We start from the raw sequence: 20,468 nt of genomic DNA, 5'->3' as shown, positions 1-20,468 counted from the left end.
TTGACCTTTCCCGTCCCGCGTCCCGCGTCCCGCGTTGCGGCCTCCGGCTTCACCTTGCTCGAAGTGATGGTCGCCCTGGCGATCGTCGCCACCGCCCTGGTCGCGCTCCTCGGCCTATCGACCCGGACCCTGACCGTCAACGAACGGGTGCAGCACATCACCCGGGCGACCCTCCTCGCCCAGCAGCGCCTGGCGGAGATCGAAACCGGGGTGCCGTTGCGCCCGGGTGATGAGGAATTGCGCGGGGGGTTCCCGCCCCCCTTCGAGGGCTACCGTTGGCGCATTAGCTACGAGGAGACCCCTTTGCCGTCGGTACGCCAGGTCAATGTCGTCGTCGCCTGGGGCGCCGAGGAGAAGAATGAGGCGGTTGAGTTCGCTTCCTTCCTCTTCCGCCCGGGGAGTTGAGGATGGCCGACCAACGCGGGTTTACCCTGATCGAGGTGCTGGTGGCGGTGATCGTCACCTCCCTGCTGCTGCTCACCGTCTACGGCGTCTTCACCACCGTCGACGGCGCCCGGCAGCGGGTTGAGGGGGATGCCGAACGTTTTCACCAGGCGCGGGTGATCTTCGACCGTATCGGCCGCGAACTGCATGGCGTCTACTGGTCGGCGAGCAACCTGCAGACCCGCTTCCAAGGGGGGCTCAACCAGGCGGGACTTTCCTACCTCGAGCTGTCGACAACCACCGCGACGCCGCAAAGCGGGGGGGGCGGCATCGTCGTGGTCCGCTACGAAATGCAGCCCGACCCGGACCACGTCGGCACCTTCATGCTGCTGCGCAGCGAGCGGCAGCTCTTTACCGAGGCGTTCGGCGCCACCGATACCCTGCGCATGGCGGGCGGCATCGAGAGCTTTAATCTGCGCTTCTTTGCGCGGGGTGCCTGGCACGACAACTGGGACGCCGCCAGCGGCGGCCTGCCAGCGCTGGTGGAATTGACCCTGAACGAAGCGTCTCCCGCCGGGTCGGTTCCTTTTATTTCCAGCTTTGCGGTAACAGCGCTATGAGGTCGCCCCTCGGCAACGAGCGCGGCATGGTGCTGCTCCTGGTTCTGGTGGTGGTCACCCTGCTGGCGGCGCTGCTCAGCGAGTTCTCCTTTTCGAGCCTGGTTGATCTGCGCCTTGCCGAGACCTTCCGTGACAGCAGCCGCGCCTATTATCTCGCCAACGGCGGGGTGCGGGCCGGGCGCATGCTGCTGCAGGAGGACCGGAACAGTTACGACGGGCCCGACGAAGTCTGGAGCCAGGGGGTGGTCGGCTACCCGGTGGCCGACGGCGCCGTCACCATCTCCATCGCGGACCTCGGCGGGCGGGTTGACCTCAACCGCCTGGTGACGAGCGGGGTCAACGTCGATGCCTTCGTCAAGGACCGCTGCCTGCGCCTCTTTACCAATCTCGACCTCGAGGATCCGGCAGGCCTGGTCGACGCCCTGATCGACTGGCTCGATTTCGGCGACAGCGACCAGGAACAGCCCCTCGGTGCCGAATCGGCGTATTACCTCGGCCTGCCGCGCCCCTATCCGGCGGGGAACGGCCCCCTCGCCAGCTTCGACGAGCTCAGCCTCGTCAAGGGGTTCACCGCCGAGGTACTGGCGACCCTGGCGCCGCATGTGACGGTCTACGGCGGCGCCAGGATCAATATCAATACCGCCAGCAAGGAGGTCATTCTCGCCCTCTCCGAGCAGATGGACGAGCAGACCGCCGAGGAGATCGTGACCTCCCGCGCGGAGACGCCTTTCAAAACCCTGCAGCAGCTCCAGGACCTGCCGGGGATGGAAACCCTGTACGGAGCGATAGCGACCTTCATCGATCTCAAGAGCGACAACTTTCGCATCGAGTCACTGGGACAGGTCGGGGACGGTGCCCGCACCGTCGTCGCAGTGGTGCAGAAATCGGGCGACCGGATCCTTTACCAGCGAGTGTACTGACATCATGGCCAAGCGCTTTATCGGAATCGACATCGACACGACCCATGTCCGGGTCGCGATCCTCGAAGCGGAACGGGGGACGACCACCTTGAGCGCGGTCGCGGGGCGTTCCTACGCCGGCGCCGCGGAGCTGTTGCCGGCCATCCGCGAACTGCTCGGCGCCCCTCCGGCCATCGGCGACCGCCTGGCGACAGCGTTGCCAGCCGGCAGCGCCTTCGTGCGCTGGCTGCAGTTCCCCTTCGCCGAACCGCGCAAGCTCGCCGCGGCCCTGCCGCTGGAACTCGACAGCCAGCTGCCGGTGAGCCTCGACGCCTTCCTCGTCGATTCCCTCCCGCCGCAAGCGGCCGGGGAGCTCTTCCGGGTGCCGGCGGTGGCGGTGCGCAGGAGCGCTGTCGCCGAACTGACCGCCGCCTTCGACGAAGACGGCCTGCCGCTGCACATCGTCGATCTCGCTCCTTTCGCCTACCTCGCCGGATTGGCGGCTGACTTCCGCGACGGCCTGCTGATCCACCTCGGCGCGAGCGCCACCACCCTCACCCTGGTGCGAGCCGGGGAGCCCCGGGATCTACGCCTCCTCCCCGGCCCGCCACCGGAGCTGGTCCCCCTGCAGCGGGCGATCGCCCCCCTGCGCAGCACCGCCGGCGAGGACCTGCCGCTGTTGCTGATCGGTCCCGGCGCGACGAGTGAACTGCTCGCAGGGCTGCGCCAGGCCGGCGCGATCCTGGCGCCGGCCCCGACCGGGAGCGACGGCCAGCCCCTCGCCGCCGAGTTTCTCCCCGCCCTCGCCATCGCCCGGCGGGCAGCCCGGGAGCGGGACCGGCTCTTCAACTTCCGGCGCGGCCCCTTTGCCCTGAAGAGCGAATGGATGGCCCTCAAGCGGCGCCTGGTCGCCGCCGCCATCCTGCTGGCGGTCGCCGTCGGCGCCGCCGGCGCCACCGCCTGGCTCAACTATGCTGACCGCGCCGGTCGCGCGGCGGCGCTCAACCGGCAACTCCTGGAGATCTTTCACCAGACCTTTCCCGGGGAGCCGGTGGTGGTCGAGGTCCCCTTGCAGATGGCGAGCAAGCTCAAGGGTGTCGAACAGCGCCTCGCTGTGATCGGCACCACCGGCAGCCAGTCTCCCCTGGCAGTGCTGCGCGAGGTATCGCGCCTGACGCCGACCGATATTCGCGTCGATATCAGCGATTTCAACTTCAGCGCCGACGGCCTGCGCCTGGAAGGGACGAGCGACGATTTTGCCGCTGTCACCCGCCTCGCCGGGGAACTCGGCACCTCGCCCCTCTTCAGCAAGGTCCAGGTCGCCGATTCGAAAGCGAGCCTCGCCGGCAACCAGATCGAGTTCCGCCTCGCCATCAGCCTTGGCAACGAACAGGAGCGCCCATGATCTCCCAACTCAGCCAGCGTGATCGCCTTGCCCTTCTCGTCGGCGCGGTGGCCGTACTCTTTGCCCTCCTCTATTTTGGCGTCCTCAGCCCCTACCAGGGCGCGCTGGCACGCCTTGACGCCCGCATTACCACGCGCCAGCAGCAACTGGTGGAGGTCCAGGACCTGGCACGTCGCTACCAGCTGCTGCAGCGGGTTCTGGCCCAGGCCGACCAGCGTATTGCCCAGGGCGAGCAGCTCACCCTGACCTCCTTTCTCGAGGATCTGGTAAAGCGTTACGCTACCCAGGAGAACCTGGTCGGCATGCGGCCACAACCGGCGAGTGCCCAGGGGGACCTGCGCCAGGAAACGGTAGAGGTGCGGCTGGAGAAGGTCCGCCTCGGTCAGGTGGTCCAGCTCCTCAACGCCATTGATGGCGCTCCGGGCTATCTCAAGGTCCAGAATCTGCGCTTCAAGACCCGCTTTGACGACCGCAGCCAGCTCGACGCGACCTTCACCGTCGCCGCCTACAGGAGGAGCGCATGAAACTCTTTCGCCTCCCCCGGCGCGCCGCCGCAGCCGCCCGGCCACGCCGCCAGCGCTCCCACCTGCTGCTCGGCACCCTCGGCGTCGGCCTGCTCGGTTTCCTGGCCGGCTGCTTCCTCTTCTTTCCGACCACACTGCTGCGCGACTGGCTGGTCGCCGAGGTCGCCGCCAAGACCCCGTGCCAGCTGGAAATGAAAAGTATCGCCCTGCGCTTTCCCTTCGGCTTGACCGCCCGCGACCTGGTCCTCAGCGGTGGCGGGCTGCCAACACCGGTGCCGGTTGACCGGCTGCAGGTCACCCCGCGCTGGTTCTCCTTCTTCAGCGGCAACCCCGGCGCCGTTATCGAGGCGGAGCTTTTCGGTGGTGAGCTGAACGGCGAGATTCACCGCGACGGCGCCTTCAGCGCGCGCGGCCAGGGGCTGACCCTCGACCTGCCGCTGGGGGAGAAGCTCCCCCTGACCGTGGCCGGCAACCTGCGCGACCTCGTCGCCCGCGGCGCCCTGCCGCTCACGACCGGCACCGCCAGCAAGCTGCAACTGACCATCAACGAGCTGCGCCTGAACGGCGCCAAGGCCCTCGGCAGTGGCAAGGACGTGCTGCGCCTCGGCACTGCCAGCTTAAAAGCCACCGGCCAGGGGAACAGCTTTCGCATCGAGGAGCTGAAATGCAGCGGCGGCGATCTCACCCTCGAAGCCGGCGGCAGCCTGCTCCTTGCCACCCCGCCGCCCCAGAGCCGGCTCAACCTGACCCTCAACCTCCAGCCCACGGCGAGCTTCGATCCGGCATTGAAGGATCTTCTGAGCGTCTTTGGCAAACCGGCGCGCGACGGCTCCCTGCGCCTGCGCCTGACCGGCTCCCTGGCCAAGCCGAGTCTGCAATGATGCGATCACCTTCATCCCGCCGCCTCGCCCCCCTGCTCGGCCTGCTGTTGCTGCTCCTGCCGGCGACTGCCGGCAGCGCCGCGAATCCCCTGGCGCCCTTCACCGTCAGCAACCAGAGCCCGCTGGCGGCCGGCTTCGGCCTGCCGGCCCAGCTCGACGCCGAGCTGCCGGCGGCCGGGAGCTGGCAGGGAGCGCTGCGCTACGACCTTGCCAGCAACTACACCGAGAACAGCAACACCCACGAGGAGATTCTCCTCGATGGGGAGAGCCAGCGCCTGACTCTGGCGCTGAACCGGAGCTTTGCCGGCGGCTGGAACCTTGGCCTCGAAATCCCCTGGGTCAGTCACCGCGGCGGCTCCCTCGACTCCTTCATCGAAGACTGGCACGATACCTTCAGTCTCCCCCAGGGGGGACGCGACACTGCCCCGAAAGGGCGGCTCGAATACCGCTACGTTCGCGACGGCGTCACCCTGCTCGAGATGACCGACGCGGCCGAGGGGCTCGGCGATGTCGCCCTCAGCTGCGGCTGGCAGGCTTCGCTCGAAACAAAACCGACCCGCACCGCCCTCGCCTTCGGCGCCCGCCTCAAACTCCCCACCGGCGACAGCGACCGGCTGCTCGGCAGCGGCAGCACCGACCTCGCCCTCTGGCTGGCGGGCCGTGCCGAAGAGGAGAGCGAAGAAGGGAACTTTGCGGCCTGGTTCGCCCTCGGCGGGCTCGCCATGACCCGCGGCGACCTCCTCGGCGACCAGCAGCAGCCTCTCGCCGCCTTTGGCCGCTTCGGCCTCGGTTGGAGCCCGGCCCGCTTCATCTCCTTCAAACTGCAGCTTGACGGCAACAGCCCGCTCTACTCGGACAGCGACCTCGACGAGCTCGGCTCGGCCCTGGTGCTGACCATGGGCGGCAGCCTGCTCCTGCCGGCACAGCTGCGCCTCGATCTCGGCGTCGGCGAAGATCTGGCCGTCGGCGCCTCCCCCGATGTCGTCTTCCACCTCGCCCTGAGCCGCGATTTTTAACCGACGTTCCCGCGCTTTTGCTCCGGCAACGGTTGACAGCCGCCCCGGCAGTGATTAGTTTCAGCGGAACCGCATTTTCTTTTGAAAGTGAGCTCCGATGAACGACGACAACGAGAAGATTATCGACGCCGAAATCAATGGGAACGACCAGGCTGCGGAGGAACCACCAGTCGCGGATGGACTGATCCTCGCCTCGGACATCCTCCCCGGCGAACTGCCGATCCTGCCGCTGCGGCCGCGGCCGGCCTTCCCCTCGCTGATGATCCCGATGGTCGCCAACGGCCCGCTGCAGACGGCCGCCGTCACCCGGGCCCTGGCCACCCCGAGCCAGGCGCTCGGCCTGATCCTGGTCAAGCACCTCGAAGGCGAGGACAGCCCCGCCAACCTGCACCGGGTCGGCGTGGTCGGCAAGATCCTCAAGGTGATCCACCAGGAGGAGGAGAGCATCCACTTCCTGGTCAACTGCCTCGAACGCTTCACCTGCGACGAGATCTATGCCCACAACGGCGGTCTCAGCGCCCGGGTGAGCTACCGCTACAGCGCCGAACTCTCGGTCAACGCCGAGCTCAAGGCCTATTCGATGGCGATCATCGGCACCCTCAAGGAGCTGGTACAGATCAACCCGCTCTACTCCGAGGAGATCAAGATGTTCCTCGGCCGCTCGAGCATGGACGACCCGGGCCGGCTCGCCGACTTCGCCGCCAACCTGACCAGCGCCGACGGTCAGGAACTGCAGCAGATCCTCGCCACCATCGAGGTGCGCCGCCGCATCGACAAGGTGCTGGTGCTGCTGAAAAAAGAGCTCGAGGTCTCACGCCTGCAGACCCGGATCAGCAAGCAGATCGAGGAGAAGATCTCCAAGCAGCAGCGCGAGTTCTTCCTCAAGGAGCAGTTCAAGGCGATCAAGAAGGAACTGGGGCTGGAGAAGGAGGGGAAGACCGCCGAGGTCGAGAAGTTCCAGGCGCGGCTGAAGAAGCTCAAGCTGAACCCCGAGGCGCAGAAGACGGTCGAGGAGGAGCTGGAGAAGCTGCGCCTTTTGGAGCCCAACTCCCCCGAGTACACCGTCACCCGCAACTACCTCGACTGGCTGACGATCCTCCCCTGGGGAAAATTCAGCAAGGACTCCTATAACCTGGAGAAGGCGCGCAAGGTCCTCGACCGCGACCACTTCGGCCTCCAGGATGTCAAGGACCGCATCCTCGAGTTCATCGCCGTCGGCAAAATGAAGGGGGATATCTCCGGCTCGATCCTCTGCCTGGTCGGCCCCCCTGGGGTCGGCAAGACCTCCATCGGCCACTCCATCGCCGATGCGTTGGGGCGCACCTTCTACCGTTTCTCTTTAGGTGGCATGCGCGACGAGGCCGAGATCAAGGGGCACCGCCGCACCTACATTGGCGCCATGCCCGGCAAGTTCGTGCAGGCGATGAAGACCGCCGCCAGCGCCAACCCGGTGCTGATGCTCGACGAGATCGACAAGATCGGCGCCTCCTTCCAGGGCGACCCGGCCTCGGCGCTGCTTGAGGTCCTCGACCCGGAGCAGAACGCCACTTTCCGCGACCACTACCTCGACGTCCCCTTCGACCTGTCGAACGTTCTCTTCGTCTGCACCGCCAACCAGCTCGACACCATCCCGGCGGCGCTGCTCGACCGCATGGAAGTGATCCGCCTCTCCGGCTACATCCTCGAGGAGAAGCTCGAAATCGCCCGCCGCTACCTGATCCCCAAGGCCCTCGCTGCCCACGGTCTGAAGAAAGGGCAGGTGACGATTGCCAAGCCGGCGCTCGCCGCCATTATCGACGGCTACGCCCGCGAGGCCGGGGTGCGCAACCTGGAAAACCGCATCCGCAAGATCATGCGCAAAGCGGCGATGGCCTTCGCCAGCGGCCGCACGGAGAAGCTCACGGTGGCAAAGAAGGATCTGGTCGACTACCTCGGCCAGCCCCTCTTCTCCCCCGAGGAACTCTTCGAGGGGGTCGCCGGCGTCGCCACCGGACTGGCCTGGACCAGCATGGGCGGCGCGACGCTGCAGATCGAAGCGACTGCCATGCCGAGCAAGGCCAAGGGGTTCAAACAGACCGGCCAGCTCGGCAAGGTGATGGTCGAATCGTCGGAGATCGCCTACTCCTACGTCATGGCCCACCTCACCGAGTACGGGGAAAAGGACGACTATTTCGACAATCACTTCGTCCACCTCCACGTCCCCGCCGGCGCCACCCCCAAGGACGGCCCCTCGGCCGGGGTTACCATGACCACCGCGCTCCTCTCGATGATCAGCGGCGTGCCGATCCGCCCCAAGCTCGGCATGACCGGCGAGCTGACCCTCACCGGCCGCGTCCTGCCGATCGGCGGCGTCAAGGAGAAGACCATCGCCGCCCGCCGCGCCGGCCTGAAGACGCTGATCTTTCCGGCCGAGAACGAGAAGGATTTCGACGAGCTTCCCGACTACCTCAAGGAGGGCCTCGACGTTCACTTCGCCCACGACTATGCGGAGGTCCACAAGGTCGCCTTCGGCGACCAGCACCGGGGCGAACGGGTCTGTCAAACGAACTGTGTATCCGCTCTTTCAATAGACCAGATTCAACGGCACCCGGTCTTCGCCGAACATCACTTGGAATGTCTGCAGCGCTGGCTTCCAGTTGTGGATCATCTTCCAGTTGCGTGACGCCTGCCGGATTGCCAGATAGAGCGCCTTGATCGCCGATTCGTCGTTGGGGAATATCCTCCGGTTGCGGGTCAGCTTGCGCAGGCTCATGTTTAGCGATTCGATCGCGTTGGTCGTGTAAATGACCTTGCGAATTTCCGGCGGAAACTGGAAAAACGGGATGATGTTGTCCCAGTTGCTCCGCCACAAGCGGATTACCGAACGATAGGACTTGCCCCAATCGGCGTCCAGTTGTTCCAACTCCGCCGCCGCTTCTTCGGCGGTCGCCGACTGGTAGATACGCTTGAGGGCCGCGACCACGGCCTTGCTGTCCTTGACCGTGACGTAACGCAGGCTCGCCCGCACCAGATGGACGATGCAGAGTTGGGTCAGGGTCTTGGGGAAAATGGCGTTGACCGCTTCCGGCAGCCCTTTCAGCCCGTCCATGCAGGCGATGTAAACATCCTGCACGCCGCGATGGCGCAGTTCGGTGAGGACCGAGAGCCAGAACTTGGCCCCTTCGGTCTCGGCGATCCACAGGCCGAGAACTTCCTTCTCGCCGCGCAGGTTGACGCCGAGAACCACATGGGCCGACTTGTTGACCACCTGCTTGCCGTGATGAATCTTGACCGTCAGGCCATCGAGCCACAGGATCGGGTAGACGGCTTCCAGTGGGCGATTCTGCCAGGCCCGGACCTCGTCCAGAACCGATTCGGTCACCTGGGAGATGACGGCATGGGAAATCTCCACGCCGTAGAGATCCTTCAGGGCGTCCTCGATGTCGCGGGTCGTCATCCCTTTGGCATAGAGGGTCAGGATCTTTCCTTCCATCCCGGCCAGGCGAATCTGGCGTTTGCGAACCAGTTGCGGCTCGAAAGACCCCGCCCGGTCGCGGGGCGTTTCGATCTCCAGTTCGCCGAAGGTGCCCTTGACGGTTTTACTGCTCTTGCCGTTGCGGGTGTTGGCGCGTTTCGCCGGCCCGGCTTCGCCGGCTCCGTAACCCAGATGCGCGGTCATTTCGGCGTCCAGGCTGCGGTTGATCATGCGCTGTAGCAACCGCGAATAGAGTTTGTCGACGTCCTCGGGGGTTTTGCAGTCGACCAAAAGCTCGTCCAATTTGTCTGATTTAATCGCCATCGTTTCTGCTCCTCGGTGGGGGAATTGCCCCACTCTCTCATGGAGCAGATACACAGTTCAATTTACAGGCTCGGGCGAACGGAAAAAGTCGCGCCAATAGAACCCCCGGCCCTTAACCATCACCGCTATCGATCCCCTGAACCCGGAGTTTTCCATGACAGTAGCCGAACTGAAACAAGCGACCCTGGCCCTCTCCCGCGAAGAGAAGCAGGCCTTCATCCTCGACACCCTGCAGCCGCTGGCCAAGGACGCCATGGCCGACCCCGCCTTTTTGATGCAGCTCTTCCCGGTCTTTCTCGCCATCATCAAGGAGAGCGGCCTCGACCTCCAGCAGTTGATCCAGTTCGCATCGATGTTCGGCACCACTCAGCCGGGCAGCAACAGCGTCCCCTGACCTTCCTGGCCGGCCATCCGGCCTAAATCCTTGACATTCCCGACACGAAGCGGTTGAATGCTGCTTGTGTTTACTGGAATGGCAAGGAGGAGGGAGATGCCGCACCGCTCCGACAACCGACCATAAATCAACCGCCCGTACCGGCTCAGTGCCGGACGGGCGGTTTTTGTTTATGCCGCTGTAGGGGAATTTACAACTTATTGAAATCTTGGCGATTTAAAACCGATATGACAGTTGCTGTTATATCCGATATAACAGCAACTGCCTAATCACTGTTGGGTGTTCAAATGACAAAAGTTGAAACAACAATAAATGGTGAACTTTACACACACAAGTTATTGTGGAAATGTTGTTTTCAACAATTTGATGCTGCCAATAAAGCAATTATAAATTTTGAAAGTTCTTACTATTTTGAACTTTCGGCAATGCTTCTTGCTTATTTAACATTTGAGTCTTATATAAATTTTTTGGGTGATCGCCTTGCTCCAGAAATATGGAAATCGGAAAAATATTTTTTCAATAATCCACAATATAAAGGAATTGACGGAAAAATGAATCTCCCCGCAGCAAGCTACGGGGTATCAAAAGTTTAGATTGATCGCTTTCATCGAAGCAAGCTTCGGGGAATTCGACCCACCTGAGATTAATTGGTTACATGAAATCGCAAAGAAAAATACCGACGAGTATTGGCTCGAAAATGATGCACTTGACGGCATAGTTGAATCATCATTCGGAGACACAAGATCCTTATAAATACCTAACACTACCGTTATGGAGATAAAATTTGCAGACATGGAGGGGGCAGATCGGGAGGCAATCGTGTCACGGGATGCAATCGTGTCAGGCCTGCAAACATGGTAATAGTTGAACGGGGCATTCGTGCCAGGCCTGCAAACATGCAATTAGGTGATAAAATTCGCGCATACCAAGAAAGCCACGGGGAACCCTTTCAGTGTCAACTTTGACAATCCTGATTAGGTCTGATTCTCAGCTATGACACATTCTGTCGCACAGGGAGCATAGAGTTTGGCCATGGAACTCATGAATAACAAGGAGGTTGGCATCCATGGCCATCAATCGTATCCAGTTCCAACCGGGGCTGAGCTTGGCTGATTTTCTCAAAGACTATGGTACGGAGGCCCAATGCGAGGCGATCCTTGAGCACTCGCGCTGGCCCCAAGGATTTGTCTGTCCAGCATGCGGTGCAAGCCGCGCGGTCCAGTTTCGGCGAGGACGGTCGAACATCTTCCAGTGCTGTCGCTGCCGCAAACAGATCTCGCTGATCTCCGGAACGATTTTCCATGGGAGCAATCTGCCGCTGACCCAGTGGTTTCTGGCCCTCTACTTCATGACACAAGGCAAGTCCGGCCTGTCGATGCTGGAGTTGAGACGAATGCTGGGTTTGAGCTACAAAGCGGCTTGGCGGCTCAAGCACAAGCTCATGCAGGCGATGTTCGAGCGCGAAGAGACAACGGTTCTGGCCCAGCGGGTCGAGATCGACGACGCCTACTTGGGCGGGGAACGCTCCGGCGGTAAGGTTGGTCGCGGTTCGGAGAACAAAGTTCCCTTCATTGCGGCAGTGGAGACCAGTCACGAGGGCCATCCGCTGCGAGCTGTTTTTAGCCGGGTGACGACCTTCAGCAGCCATGACGTTGATCAATGGGCCAAGAATCACTTGGCACCGACGGCGCTGGTCGTTTCTGATGGCCTGAATTGCTTCCGCGCCGTCACCAAGACTGGGTGCTACCATCAGCGAGAGGTGGTTGGTGATCAACGCAGAAGTACCGACATGGGCTGCTTCCACTGGATCAACACCATCCTGGGCAATCTTAAGACGGCCATGGCCGGAACGTATCATGCGTTTGACTTCGACAAATATGCGCATCGCTAACTGGCCGAGTTTCAGTACCGGTTCAACCGGCGGTTCGATCTGCGCAGCATGCTGCCAAGACTGCTGTTCGCCTGTGTCTCAATCGGCAAGCGGCCCGAGGCCTGGCTTCGCCGAGCTGAGAATTGGACCTAATCAGGTTGACAATTGGACATTTGCATGAGCGATTTCTACCTGCTCGTTGCGCAAGAATCATTATCAGTAATGGTATCGAACTTGGGCGATAAATATTGAATCAAAAGTTGGGTTCAATTCCCCGCAGCTTGCTGCGCGATTTTTACTAAGGGTGTAGGCTGTTGATACCCCGTAGCTTGCTGCGGGGTAGTTCATTTACAATTTTATAAACGATTCTGTGCTCATCATTGATTCGACGAGACCAATAACCCGATAAGCCATGCTTCAAAGGTTCAGGCTTCCCGATACCAGAAAGAGGCGAACGCTGAATATCCTGAATCAAAGCATTCACCCGCTTGAGGATTTTTTGATCAGTTTGTACCCAATATTGGTAATCTTCCCAGGAATTTTCGGAAAATATCAGCTTCAAAGGGTAAGCTCCCGCTCGGTGCCACCACCTGTTTCAAGTTGAGCAATTGACTCGAGAAGGCGTCGAACATTTTTGGGGCTTCTCAGTAAGTAAGCAGTCTCTTCAAGAGCTTGAAAGTCTTCAAGAGACATCATGACAACTGAGCTTTCATTGCGGCGCGTGATAATGACCGGGTCATGATCCTCGCACACTTTTTCCATTGTTTTTGCTAAGTTACTTCGTGCACTGGTATATGTAATTGCATCCATGATTTTCAGCTCCCTTCAGAATATGTACGTGACACTGTACCACAAGCAAGGGCTCAGAACAAGACCGGGTTATGGACCTTACAGGCTTCAGGTCTGCACTTTGCACAAGCAGACGATCAACCAGCGGCAGCGCGCGGTCTTCTCTTTGCTTCACTGATTCGCCTTGTGACCTTGAGAACAACAAAGAATCGGAGCCTCTTTATGCCTGCCCAGAGCCAATCCCCCTACACAGCCCACATCTTCGTCTGCACCAACGACCGCAAGGGTGAGAGAAAATCGTGCGCCGACAACCAGAGCCAGTTGGTCCGGGCCAGGCTGAAGGAGGTCGCTGACGAGAAGGGCTGGCAGGGAAAGGTCAGAATCTCCAACTCGGGCTGCATGGGGCTGTGCGCCCAGGGGCCCAACGTGATGATTTACCCGCAGAAGATCTGGTTCTCCGAAGTCTCCCCTGAGGATGTGGAGGAAATCGTCGCTGCCATGGGACGCTTCCTGGCGGCGGATTGAAATGAGTACCCGGCAACAGAAATCGCTCCATCTCTCTGCCCAATAGGAACCGATTCATGGCACCCTGGTTCTGGTATGCCATCGCCGCCGCCGTCCTCTACGGCGCCCATCAGATCTTCACCCGCCTCGCCGCCGACCACATCGGCGAAGGGGTCGGCGGCTTCGTCGTCGAGGCAGTCGCGACCCTGACGATCCTGCTCTATCTCGGCGTCCTCTGGCTCAACGGCCGCTGGGAGCAGAAGCTCACCCTCTCCGGCTTCAGCTACTCGGCCCTCACCGGCATCTGCGTCGGCGCCGGCACCGTCGCCTTCTTCCTGCTGTTCCAGCGCGGCGGCCCGATCTCCGCGGTGCCGGCGATCCTCGCCGGCGGCGCCGCGATCATGGCGGTGGCCGGCATCCTCTTTTTTCACGAGGCGGTCACCCTGCAGCGCACCCTCGGCATCCTCTTTTCGATCCTCGGGCTTTTCCTGCTGCGGCGCTGACCCGCTTTCTCACCCCCGCGTCCGAATCCCTTTCCCCGCCTTCTCCCCCGCCCCACAAATCCGGTTGCGCCCGGTCTGCTTCGCCTTGTAGAGGGCCTGGTCGGCGGCCTTGATCACCTGCTCGGGGTGCTGGCCAGGCTGCCGCTCAGCGACGCCGATGCTGGCGGTGACCGAAAGACGCTGGCTGCCGGTCCTGGCCGGCGGCTGCTGCGGCCGTTTGGCCGGGCGGGCGGCGTCGCGCAGGGTGAAACCGGCGGCGGCGATGGCCTGGTGCAGGGCCTCGAGATGGGGGAGCGCCGTCGCCGCATCCTTGCCGGGGAAGAGGACGGTGAACTCCTCGCCGCCGTAGCGAAACGCCCGCCCCCCGCCTTTGACCCGCGCCAGCCGCGCCGCCACCATCTTCAGCACCTGGTCGCCGACATCGTGACCGTAGCGGTCGTTGACCTTCTTGAAGTGATCGACATCGACCATCGCCAGGGTGTAGCGCCGCCCGACCCGCAGCAACGCCTCGTTGAGGGAACGGCGCGCCGGCAGCCCGGTCAGCTCGTCGCGAAAGGCCATGCTGTAGGAGAGCTCGATCACCGCCGCCACCAGGATCAGCCCAGCGCTGGCGAAGGCGACGCTGGCGCCGGCGCCGGGCGAGGCGCCCAGGAGCGGGTAGCAAGAGAGCCCTGTCGCCCAGACGAAACCCCCTTCGAGGGGACCGGGGCGGCGCAACAGCCAGAACAGCAACAGGGCCGCGCTGATCAGCAGGACGAGGAGGAGCGGCTCGGTCAGAGGGGGCGGCAGGACGAATGGGAGCGGCCCGGGGAGAAGCGGGCGACGATAAATCTCCTGCAGCAGCCCGGGACGCTGGAGGTGGAGCGCGGCGACGGCTACGGGCTGCAGCCCGATCAGAAGCAGGCGCAGCAGACCGGGGAGCGTAAAGAGGCCGCGCTCGCTGAAGCCGGCGACCAGCGCCAGGTTGAGGGGAAGCAGGAGGCGCAGGGCGGCAAGAAACTCGGGAGCGGGCGCCAGCGCCAAGGTGCGTTCGGCGATCACCAGCAGCAGTAGCGCAAAGAGGAGCCGGCTGCGGTTGAAGCGCCAGCCGAAGAAGAGCCCGGCGCCGAGGACGAGCAGCGGGTAGAAGGGGAGAAAGGCCTGCAGACCGGGTGGCAGCGGCAGAAAACGGGCAATGGAAACAACCAGCGCGGTGATCAGCCCGCCGGGGATCAGGAGATGGTAGCCAGTTTTTCGGGCGCTGGTCGGCATCGGTCACGCTGTCCGGTCGAGGGGCGATTGGCGGCTGCCACGATAGCACGTCAGCGCATTGGGGGGAAGGCTGTGGGAGGGTTGCATTTCGGCGTCCGGGAAGGCATGCTGGTGTGGTCCAAATCCTCAGCCCTAACCCGGGAGGAAACATGCGCGTCGTCGCTATCTACAAGCTGCAGGGGAGCCCGGAGGAGCTGGCTGCCAAGCTCGGCACCGCCCTCAACATTCTTCCTTACGAGGCCCGCGCCCGGGTCATCGCCCCCGGCGGCGGACCGGCGGTGGTCGGCTGCTTTGCCGAGGCTGGCGCCGCGGCAACCTGCGCCAGCCGTCTGCGTGAAGAGGGCTTTGCCGTGCTCGAACTCGATTCGGCCGCTGCCGAGCGGGAGGCCGCCCGCTTTATCGCCCATCAGCTCACCCTGACGGATGCCGGGCTGGCGGCGGTCGATCGCCAGGGGGGACGACTCCTTCTCCCCTGGAGCGAGATCCGGCTGCTGCTGCGCGGCACCGGCATCATCACCACCACCACGACGAGCACCACCAAGGAAAAGAAGTTCAGCCCCGGCCTGGCGGTCGCCACGGGGGGACTGATGATGCGCAAGACCGTAAAGAGCACCAGCGAATCGACCACCCAGGAGCGCCAGCCCTTCCTCCTCGTCTATGCCAGCGGCCGGCAGCCACTCCTCGTCCGCCAGGACCAGACCGATTACAGCACCCTCGGCGAACAGCGTCAGCTCAGCCGCGAGGCCAACTACAACTGGATCTGCGCCGAACTGCGCCGGCGTGCGCCGCAGGCGGTTTACGACGATCGGCTGCAGACGCGCCCCGGTCAGGCCCAGCTGCTCGGTTCCACCCTCCCGCCTGAGCAGCATCTGGACCTGGCCATCACCCTGCTGGCCCGGGCCGCCGGGGCATTTCCCCGTTGACGAAGGGGCTGCGAACTGCTAGCTTATCGGCGCTATGAACCGATATGACAGCGACAACCTGAGCCTGGGCCAGTGGTGGTGGCGGACCTTTCCTTTGTGGTCTGCGCGCCCCTGACTCGTCGTCACGCTGCGGACCTCCCGGTCGGCGGCGCTCGCATCGAATCAAAAGCCGCGGCCCTGATGCCCGCGGCTTTTCTGTTAACCAGCATTCCTTTTTCCGAGGTGAACGAAAATGCGCGTCCTCTCCGGCATTCAGCCCTCCGGCTCCCTGCACCTGGGGAACTACTTCGGCATGATGAAGAAGATGATCGACTACCAGGAGCAGGAGGAGCTCTTCTGCTTTATCGCCAACTACCACGCCATGACCTCGGTCAGCGACGGCAAGGCGCTCGCCCAGGGGACCCTCGAGGCGGCGGCCAACTTCCTGGCGCTGGGGATGGACCCGGAAAAGAGCACCTTCTGGGTCCAGTCCGACCTCCCCGAGGTCCAGGAGCTGACCTGGTTCCTCTCGACCTTCACGCCGATGGGTCTGCTCGAGCGCTGCCACAGCTACAAGGACAAGATCGCCAAAGGGATCGCCGCCAACCACGCCCTCTTCGCCTACCCGGTGCTGATGACCGCTGACATCCTGCTGTTCCAGAGCGACAAGGTGCCGGTCGGCAAGGACCAGAAGCAGCACCTCGAGGTCGCCCGCGACATCGCCATCAAGGTCAACAATCACTACGGCGAGCTCTTCGTGGTGCCGGAAGCGGAGATCGACGACGAGGTGGCGACAATCCCTGGCATCGACGGCCAGAAGATGAGCAAGAGCTACGGCAACGCCATCGACCTCTTCCTTGAGGAGAAGGCGCTGCGCAAGCAGGTGATGCGCATCGTCACCGACCCGACCCCGGTGGAAGACCCGAAGGACCCGGATAAGTGCAACGTCTTCCAGATCTACCGGCTCTTTCTCGACAAGGCGGCGGAAAACGCGTTGCGTCAGCGCTACCTGGCCGGCGGGCTCGGCTACGGCGAAGTGAAGCAGGAGCTGTTCGAGACGGTGCGCGACTTCTTCGCTCCCTACGCCGAACGGCGCCGGGAGCTGCTCGCCGATCCCGACGGCATCCGCGCCACCCTCGCCAAAGGGGCCGAGAAGGCCCGATTTGTGGCCAGCAAGACGCTGCGCAAGGTGCGCAAGAAGGCGGGCCTCGTCTACTGAAGCGGAGAAGCCGCCGACAATCGGCGCCGCGCGCCTGTTGCGCCTTGCGTCGTCAGCGCCACGCTGTCATACTGGAGCGACCGGCAGCTTCCTGCGGACTCCCCCGCAAACCCCAGACAAAGGAGGTCGGTCATGGCCATCTACCGCAAGTGGTACTGCACTTGCTCCGGAATGCCGGTGGAACTTGCGCCGGCGCCCCCGGTTCTCGACGACGAGCCGGACGAGGTGGCCTGTGAACATTGCGGCGCCACCCCCTCCTCCGACCCGAAGAAGACCGTCATCTACCGCGACATCGAGGACTGGGAGGACTGAAACAGGCTAATCGTTACGATTGAAAAAGACGAAGGCCATGCTTGGGCGCCGGCTTCCTTCCTTGGTGACAAAGCGGATGTCGTCCAGGGTCCAACCGGCGCCGACCGCTTCGTTGAGGATCGTTTCCAGCGCCTCGTCGGTCACTGTGGTGGTTTCCACGACCTTGTATCTGAGCATCGGCAACTCCTTGTTCTGCACCGGGCCAAGCGCCCGCCTTGAAATGGGAACCTGACGGCCCACCGCTGTCATTTGTTTTTTGCATCAGGAGGATATCATGGCCATCGCCGGCAATCCCAAGAAATTGGCCCAGGACATCGCCGAAGGTTATTTCAACCTTTCGCCGCCGACCCTGAAGCAGTTCACCGGCGCTGACCTCAAGACCATCATCGTCAACCTCGGCATCGTCGCCCGCGAGCTGCGCGGTGAAAAGATCGCCAGCGAGGACGCCCTCGCCATCAAGGCGCGGAACATGAAGCTCTCCCGCCTCAACCAGACCGAGATGGTAATCCGCGCCTTCTGCAAGAAAAAACGGATTCCGATCTGACCTCCCCCCCCGAATGCCCGTCCCCACCCCCAGCCGGAAGTAAAAATTCCAGTCCTGTTGCATCCTTGACCGTTCCACAAAAAGCCGTTTGAGAATTTTCCATAACAGATCGGGAATGTTTTCCCCGATCACGCAAGATGGCGTTTACGGCATCAGATAGGAGATTTTTTCTCATTCCGGAATGCTCTGCAATATCAAATAAATGGTAAATTTTCATCCTGTCTGTGCGAGGTTTTCACGGAAGTTTTCTGTTGACAGGTTTTTATAACGACGTATTATGTTGCGAAATTTTTATCACAAGATAAGGCATTTTTTACCACAACGTCTTAAGCGAAAAATTACCGGCTGCTGCACATCCCGATCGTTCCCTCACGATCCGCGGCAGCATTTTATTGTTGGCCCCATTACCAGAGAGAGAAAAGGAGTATCACCATGGGACACGGACCCGCCGTCAAGCTGGGCAAGGATAATGCCTCCAGCTACAAAACCAGGCTCGGCATCTGGATGTTCATCGCCTACACCCTCGTCTATGCCGGCTTCGTCGTCATCAACGCCACCCGTCCCCACCTGATGGAAGAGATCGTCTTTGGCCAGACCCTCGCGGTCGTCTACGGTTTCGGCCTGCTTGGCCTCGCCCTGGTGCTGGCTGTCATCTACAACTCGCTCTGCAATGCTGCAGAAGCGCGTCTGAACAAGTAAGGGGGCGACGACCATGATCTACCATACTTCTCCGCTGGCCATCGGCCTCTTTTTCTGTTTCGTCGCCTTCGTCCTCGGCCTCTCCTTCTACCTGGCACGCCGCACAACCTCCTCGGCCGGCTACTACGCCGCCGGCGGCAACATCCACTGGTTCACCAACGGCATCGCCTTCGCCGGAGACTACCTCTCGGCCGCCTCCTTCCTCGGCATCTGCGGCATGATCGCCACCGCCGGCTTCGATGGCTGGATGTACGCCATCGGCTACCTCGCTGGCTGGATGGTCGCCCTGTTTCTGGTCGCCGAGCCGATGAAGCGCCTTGGCAAGTACACCTTCACCGACGCCCTCGACTCCAAGTTCAACTCCAAGGGGATCCAGCTGATGGCGGCGATCTCCACCCTCTGCGTCTCGGTCTTCTACCTGATCCCGCAGATGGTCGGCGCCGGCGTGCTGGTCAAGCCGCTCCTCGGCATGCCGCACTGGGTCGGCGTCTGCATCGTCGGCGTCGTCGTAACGATCATCGTCGCCACTGCCGGCATGGCCTCCACCACCTACGTCCAGTTCTTCAAGGGGGCCCTGCTCCTCATCGTCTCCACCGTGGTGGTCGTCGCCCTGCTGACCCGCGGTCTCTCCACCGATCCCAAGGGCTGGGGCGACCGTGAAGTCCATCATTTCCAGACCCTGAACGCCCAGGTAAACGCCGACGGCCTGCTCCAGGCCGGCGCCTACAGCTCTGCCGCCGGCTGGCAGCAGAACGATTTCGGCAAGGCCAACCTGGTGCGGATGAGCAACAACGGCGCCGAGTCGATCTGGCATTTCGCCAGCAACAGTGACGGCAGCTACACCCTCGATGAAACCCTCTTCGTCGAGACCAAAGCCGACGGCACCAAGCTCTACAACGGTGCCGAGAAGGGCGAAGGGAAGTTCTTCCCGGTCGGCCATATCAAGGAGCTCAAGATCGACGGCGAGTCGGTGGCGCAGACCGGGGCGGTCGGGCCCTTTGCCTTCCTCTCGGCGGTCAAGAACTCGACCATCGTCCTCTGGGGCAAGAAGTACGTCATCGACGGCGGCACCAAGTACGAGATCTTCTACCAGAAGCCGACCGCCGGCGCCCGCATCCTGCGCCCGGGCCTGAAGTTCAAGGTCGACAACGCCTCCGGAACCGAGAAGTTCAACTTCATCTCGCTGATGCTCGCCCTCTTCTGCGGTACCGCGGCGCTCCCCCACATCCTGATCCGCTACTACACCGTGCCGAGCCAGGCGGCGGCGCGCAAGTCGACCATCGTCGCTATCGCCGCCATCGGCTTCTTCTACGTGTTGACCCTCTTCCTCGGCGTCGGCGCCATGACCAACGGCGTCATCAACCTCACCGACAACAACATGAGTGCGCCCCTTTTGGCCCTCTCCTTCGGCGTGATTCTCTTCGCGGTGATTTCGTCGCTCGCCTTCGCCACCGTACTCGGCACCGTCTCGGGCCTGATCGTCGCGGCGAGCGGCGCCGTCGCCCATGACCTGATGGACAACTTCCTCGGCCTGCACATGACCGACGCCGGCAAGGTCAAGGCAGGCAAGATCGCCGCCGTCGTCGTCGGTCTTATCGCCATCTACCTCGGAATCGTCTTCGAGGGGATGAACGTCTCCTTCCTCGTCGGCTGGGCCTTCGCCGTGGCGGCTTCCGCCAACCTGCCGGCGATCCTGATGCTGCTGTTCTGGAAGAAGACCACCGCCAAGGGGGTGGCCGCCTCGATCTTCGTCGGCCTGACTTCGGCCCTCGGCCTGATCCTGATCTCCCCCGACATGTGGGTACGCTATGGCCTGCTCCCGGCCGATGCGCCGATCCAGATCAACAGCCCGGCGGCAATCTCGATTCCGCTCTCCTTCCTCGCCCTGGTCATCGTCTCGCTGCTGACCCAGAAGGACGCAGTCGTCGACAGTGTCAGCGAAGTCGCCGGCGCCTGATCTGCTTGCCGATTGCC

General features: G+C 62.6%; 23 protein-coding genes and 1 pseudogene. 19 read left to right on the top strand and 5 right to left on the bottom strand.

Going from position 1 to position 20,468, the window contains the following annotated elements; translation table 11 throughout:
- From gspI to lon, 8 genes are all read left to right on the top strand, one after another.
- Positions 1–405 carry a type II secretion system minor pseudopilin GspI gene (gene gspI, locus ACYQ8E_RS16220; RefSeq protein ID WP_197463730.1) on the top strand — a complete coding sequence of 135 codons (405 nt, stop codon included), beginning with the start codon at positions 1–3 and terminating at the stop codon, positions 403–405.
- Positions 406–407: 2 nt separating this feature from the next.
- On the top strand, positions 408–1,004 hold the full coding sequence (locus tag ACYQ8E_RS16215; protein WP_066725053.1) for a type II secretion system protein GspJ: 597 nt from the start codon (positions 408–410) through the stop codon (positions 1,002–1,004).
- Entirely contained in the window at positions 1,001–1,924 is a 924-nt protein-coding gene (gspK, locus tag ACYQ8E_RS16210; protein WP_082820186.1) for a type II secretion system minor pseudopilin GspK, read from the top strand. Before ACYQ8E_RS16215 ends, gspK begins: the two co-directional genes overlap by 4 nt.
- Before the next feature lie 4 nt (positions 1,925–1,928).
- Positions 1,929–3,308: a PilN domain-containing protein gene (locus ACYQ8E_RS16205; protein WP_066725045.1), complete on the top strand. Its 1,380-nt coding sequence runs from the start codon at positions 1,929–1,931 to the stop codon at positions 3,306–3,308.
- Entirely contained in the window at positions 3,305–3,832 is a 528-nt protein-coding gene (gene gspM / locus ACYQ8E_RS16200) for a type II secretion system protein M (protein ID WP_066725043.1), read from the top strand. The genes ACYQ8E_RS16205 and gspM overlap by 4 nt, the downstream gene beginning before the upstream one ends.
- Positions 3,829–4,713: a type II secretion system protein GspN gene (gspN, locus tag ACYQ8E_RS16195; protein ID WP_066725040.1), complete on the top strand. Its 885-nt coding sequence runs from the start codon at positions 3,829–3,831 to the stop codon at positions 4,711–4,713. Before gspM ends, gspN begins: the two co-directional genes overlap by 4 nt.
- Complete coding sequence (locus ACYQ8E_RS16190; protein WP_066725036.1) at positions 4,710–5,729, top strand: DUF3187 family protein; 1,020 nt, start codon at positions 4,710–4,712, stop codon at positions 5,727–5,729. The genes gspN and ACYQ8E_RS16190 overlap by 4 nt, the downstream gene beginning before the upstream one ends.
- 97 nt (positions 5,730–5,826) lie before the next feature.
- Entirely contained in the window at positions 5,827–8,391 is a 2,565-nt protein-coding gene (gene lon, locus ACYQ8E_RS16185; protein ID WP_082820185.1) for an endopeptidase La, read from the top strand.
- Here lon and ACYQ8E_RS16180 read toward each other — a convergent pair.
- Positions 8,293–9,507: an IS256 family transposase gene (locus tag ACYQ8E_RS16180; RefSeq protein ID WP_066725531.1), complete on the bottom strand. Its 1,215-nt coding sequence runs from the start codon at positions 9,505–9,507 to the stop codon at positions 8,293–8,295. The two genes, lon and ACYQ8E_RS16180, sit on opposite strands and share 99 nt — an antisense overlap.
- A 154-nt stretch (positions 9,508–9,661) precedes the next feature.
- Here ACYQ8E_RS16180 and ACYQ8E_RS16175 point away from each other — a divergent pair, with 154 nt between their 5' ends.
- The 3 genes and pseudogenes from ACYQ8E_RS16175 (at position 9,662) to ACYQ8E_RS16165 (ending at position 11,924) form a co-directional block, all read left to right on the top strand.
- On the top strand, positions 9,662–9,901 hold the full coding sequence (locus tag ACYQ8E_RS16175; RefSeq protein WP_066725031.1) for a hypothetical protein: 240 nt from the start codon (positions 9,662–9,664) through the stop codon (positions 9,899–9,901).
- 287 nt (positions 9,902–10,188) lie between these two features.
- The gene (locus ACYQ8E_RS16170) at positions 10,189–10,494 is read left to right on the top strand and encodes a hypothetical protein (RefSeq protein ID WP_157471772.1); all 306 of its coding nucleotides are present in this window, start codon (positions 10,189–10,191) and stop codon (positions 10,492–10,494) included.
- A 473-nt stretch (positions 10,495–10,967) separates the two neighbouring features.
- Positions 10,968–11,924 (top strand): annotated as a pseudogene (locus ACYQ8E_RS16165) (IS1595 family transposase).
- A 145-nt stretch (positions 11,925–12,069) separates the two neighbouring features.
- Here the strand turns inward: ACYQ8E_RS16165 and ACYQ8E_RS16160 are convergent.
- Both ACYQ8E_RS16160 and ACYQ8E_RS16155 read right to left on the bottom strand, forming a co-directional pair.
- Entirely contained in the window at positions 12,070–12,333 is a 264-nt protein-coding gene (locus tag ACYQ8E_RS16160) for a Txe/YoeB family addiction module toxin (protein ID WP_459861432.1), read from the bottom strand.
- Entirely contained in the window at positions 12,330–12,581 is a 252-nt protein-coding gene (locus tag ACYQ8E_RS16155) for a type II toxin-antitoxin system Phd/YefM family antitoxin (RefSeq protein ID WP_082820183.1), read from the bottom strand. Before ACYQ8E_RS16155 ends, ACYQ8E_RS16160 begins: the two co-directional genes overlap by 4 nt.
- A gap of 201 nt (positions 12,582–12,782) precedes the next feature.
- On the opposite strand from ACYQ8E_RS16155, the gene ACYQ8E_RS16150 reads away from it, so the two are divergent.
- Together ACYQ8E_RS16150 and ACYQ8E_RS16145 are read left to right on the top strand one after the other, a co-directional pair.
- Positions 12,783–13,085, top strand: coding sequence for a (2Fe-2S) ferredoxin domain-containing protein (locus ACYQ8E_RS16150; protein ID WP_066725028.1), 303 nt, complete (start codon positions 12,783–12,785; stop codon positions 13,083–13,085).
- Positions 13,086–13,141: 56 nt separating this feature from the next.
- Positions 13,142–13,567: an EamA family transporter gene (locus ACYQ8E_RS16145; RefSeq protein ID WP_066725025.1), complete on the top strand. Its 426-nt coding sequence runs from the start codon at positions 13,142–13,144 to the stop codon at positions 13,565–13,567.
- A 9-nt stretch (positions 13,568–13,576) separates the two neighbouring features.
- Here the strand turns inward: ACYQ8E_RS16145 and ACYQ8E_RS16140 are convergent, their stop codons facing one another.
- Entirely contained in the window at positions 13,577–14,818 is a 1,242-nt protein-coding gene (locus ACYQ8E_RS16140; protein WP_459861428.1) for a GGDEF domain-containing protein, read from the bottom strand.
- A gap of 149 nt (positions 14,819–14,967) precedes the next feature.
- Here ACYQ8E_RS16140 and ACYQ8E_RS16135 point away from each other — a divergent pair, with 149 nt between their 5' ends.
- The 3 genes from ACYQ8E_RS16135 to ACYQ8E_RS16125 all read left to right on the top strand — a co-directional run bounded on the left by ACYQ8E_RS16135 (position 14,968) and on the right by ACYQ8E_RS16125 (position 17,251).
- Complete coding sequence (locus ACYQ8E_RS16135; RefSeq protein WP_066725019.1) at positions 14,968–15,741, top strand: hypothetical protein; 774 nt, start codon at positions 14,968–14,970, stop codon at positions 15,739–15,741.
- A 232-nt stretch (positions 15,742–15,973) separates the two neighbouring features.
- Positions 15,974–16,939 (top strand): tryptophan--tRNA ligase, encoded by a 966-nt coding sequence (gene trpS, locus ACYQ8E_RS16130; protein WP_066725016.1) that lies wholly within the window; start codon positions 15,974–15,976, stop codon positions 16,937–16,939.
- A 132-nt stretch (positions 16,940–17,071) separates the two neighbouring features.
- Positions 17,072–17,251: a hypothetical protein gene (locus tag ACYQ8E_RS16125; RefSeq protein ID WP_066725013.1), complete on the top strand. Its 180-nt coding sequence runs from the start codon at positions 17,072–17,074 to the stop codon at positions 17,249–17,251.
- A gap of 6 nt (positions 17,252–17,257) precedes the next feature.
- Here the strand turns inward: ACYQ8E_RS16125 and ACYQ8E_RS16120 are convergent, their stop codons facing one another.
- Positions 17,258–17,428, bottom strand: coding sequence for a DUF4177 domain-containing protein (locus ACYQ8E_RS16120; protein WP_082820182.1), 171 nt, complete (start codon positions 17,426–17,428; stop codon positions 17,258–17,260).
- A gap of 97 nt (positions 17,429–17,525) precedes the next feature.
- Between ACYQ8E_RS16120 and ACYQ8E_RS16115 the strand changes: the two genes are divergently transcribed.
- The 3 genes from ACYQ8E_RS16115 (at position 17,526) to ACYQ8E_RS16105 (ending at position 20,451) form a co-directional block, all read left to right on the top strand.
- Positions 17,526–17,795, top strand: a complete 270-nt coding sequence (locus ACYQ8E_RS16115; protein WP_066725009.1) for a hypothetical protein — start codon at positions 17,526–17,528, stop codon at positions 17,793–17,795.
- Between the two features lie 432 nt (positions 17,796–18,227).
- Positions 18,228–18,494 carry a DUF485 domain-containing protein gene (locus ACYQ8E_RS16110; protein WP_066725005.1) on the top strand — a complete coding sequence of 89 codons (267 nt, stop codon included), beginning with the start codon at positions 18,228–18,230 and terminating at the stop codon, positions 18,492–18,494.
- A 13-nt stretch (positions 18,495–18,507) separates the two neighbouring features.
- Positions 18,508–20,451: a sodium/solute symporter gene (locus tag ACYQ8E_RS16105; protein WP_066725002.1), complete on the top strand. Its 1,944-nt coding sequence runs from the start codon at positions 18,508–18,510 to the stop codon at positions 20,449–20,451.
- Positions 20,452–20,468: the final 17 nt, after the last annotated feature.

The organism is Desulfuromonas carbonis (assembly GCF_054658035.1).
Note: the sequence above shows the minus strand (reverse complement) of the source record. Positions and strands in the feature narration are given on the sequence as shown.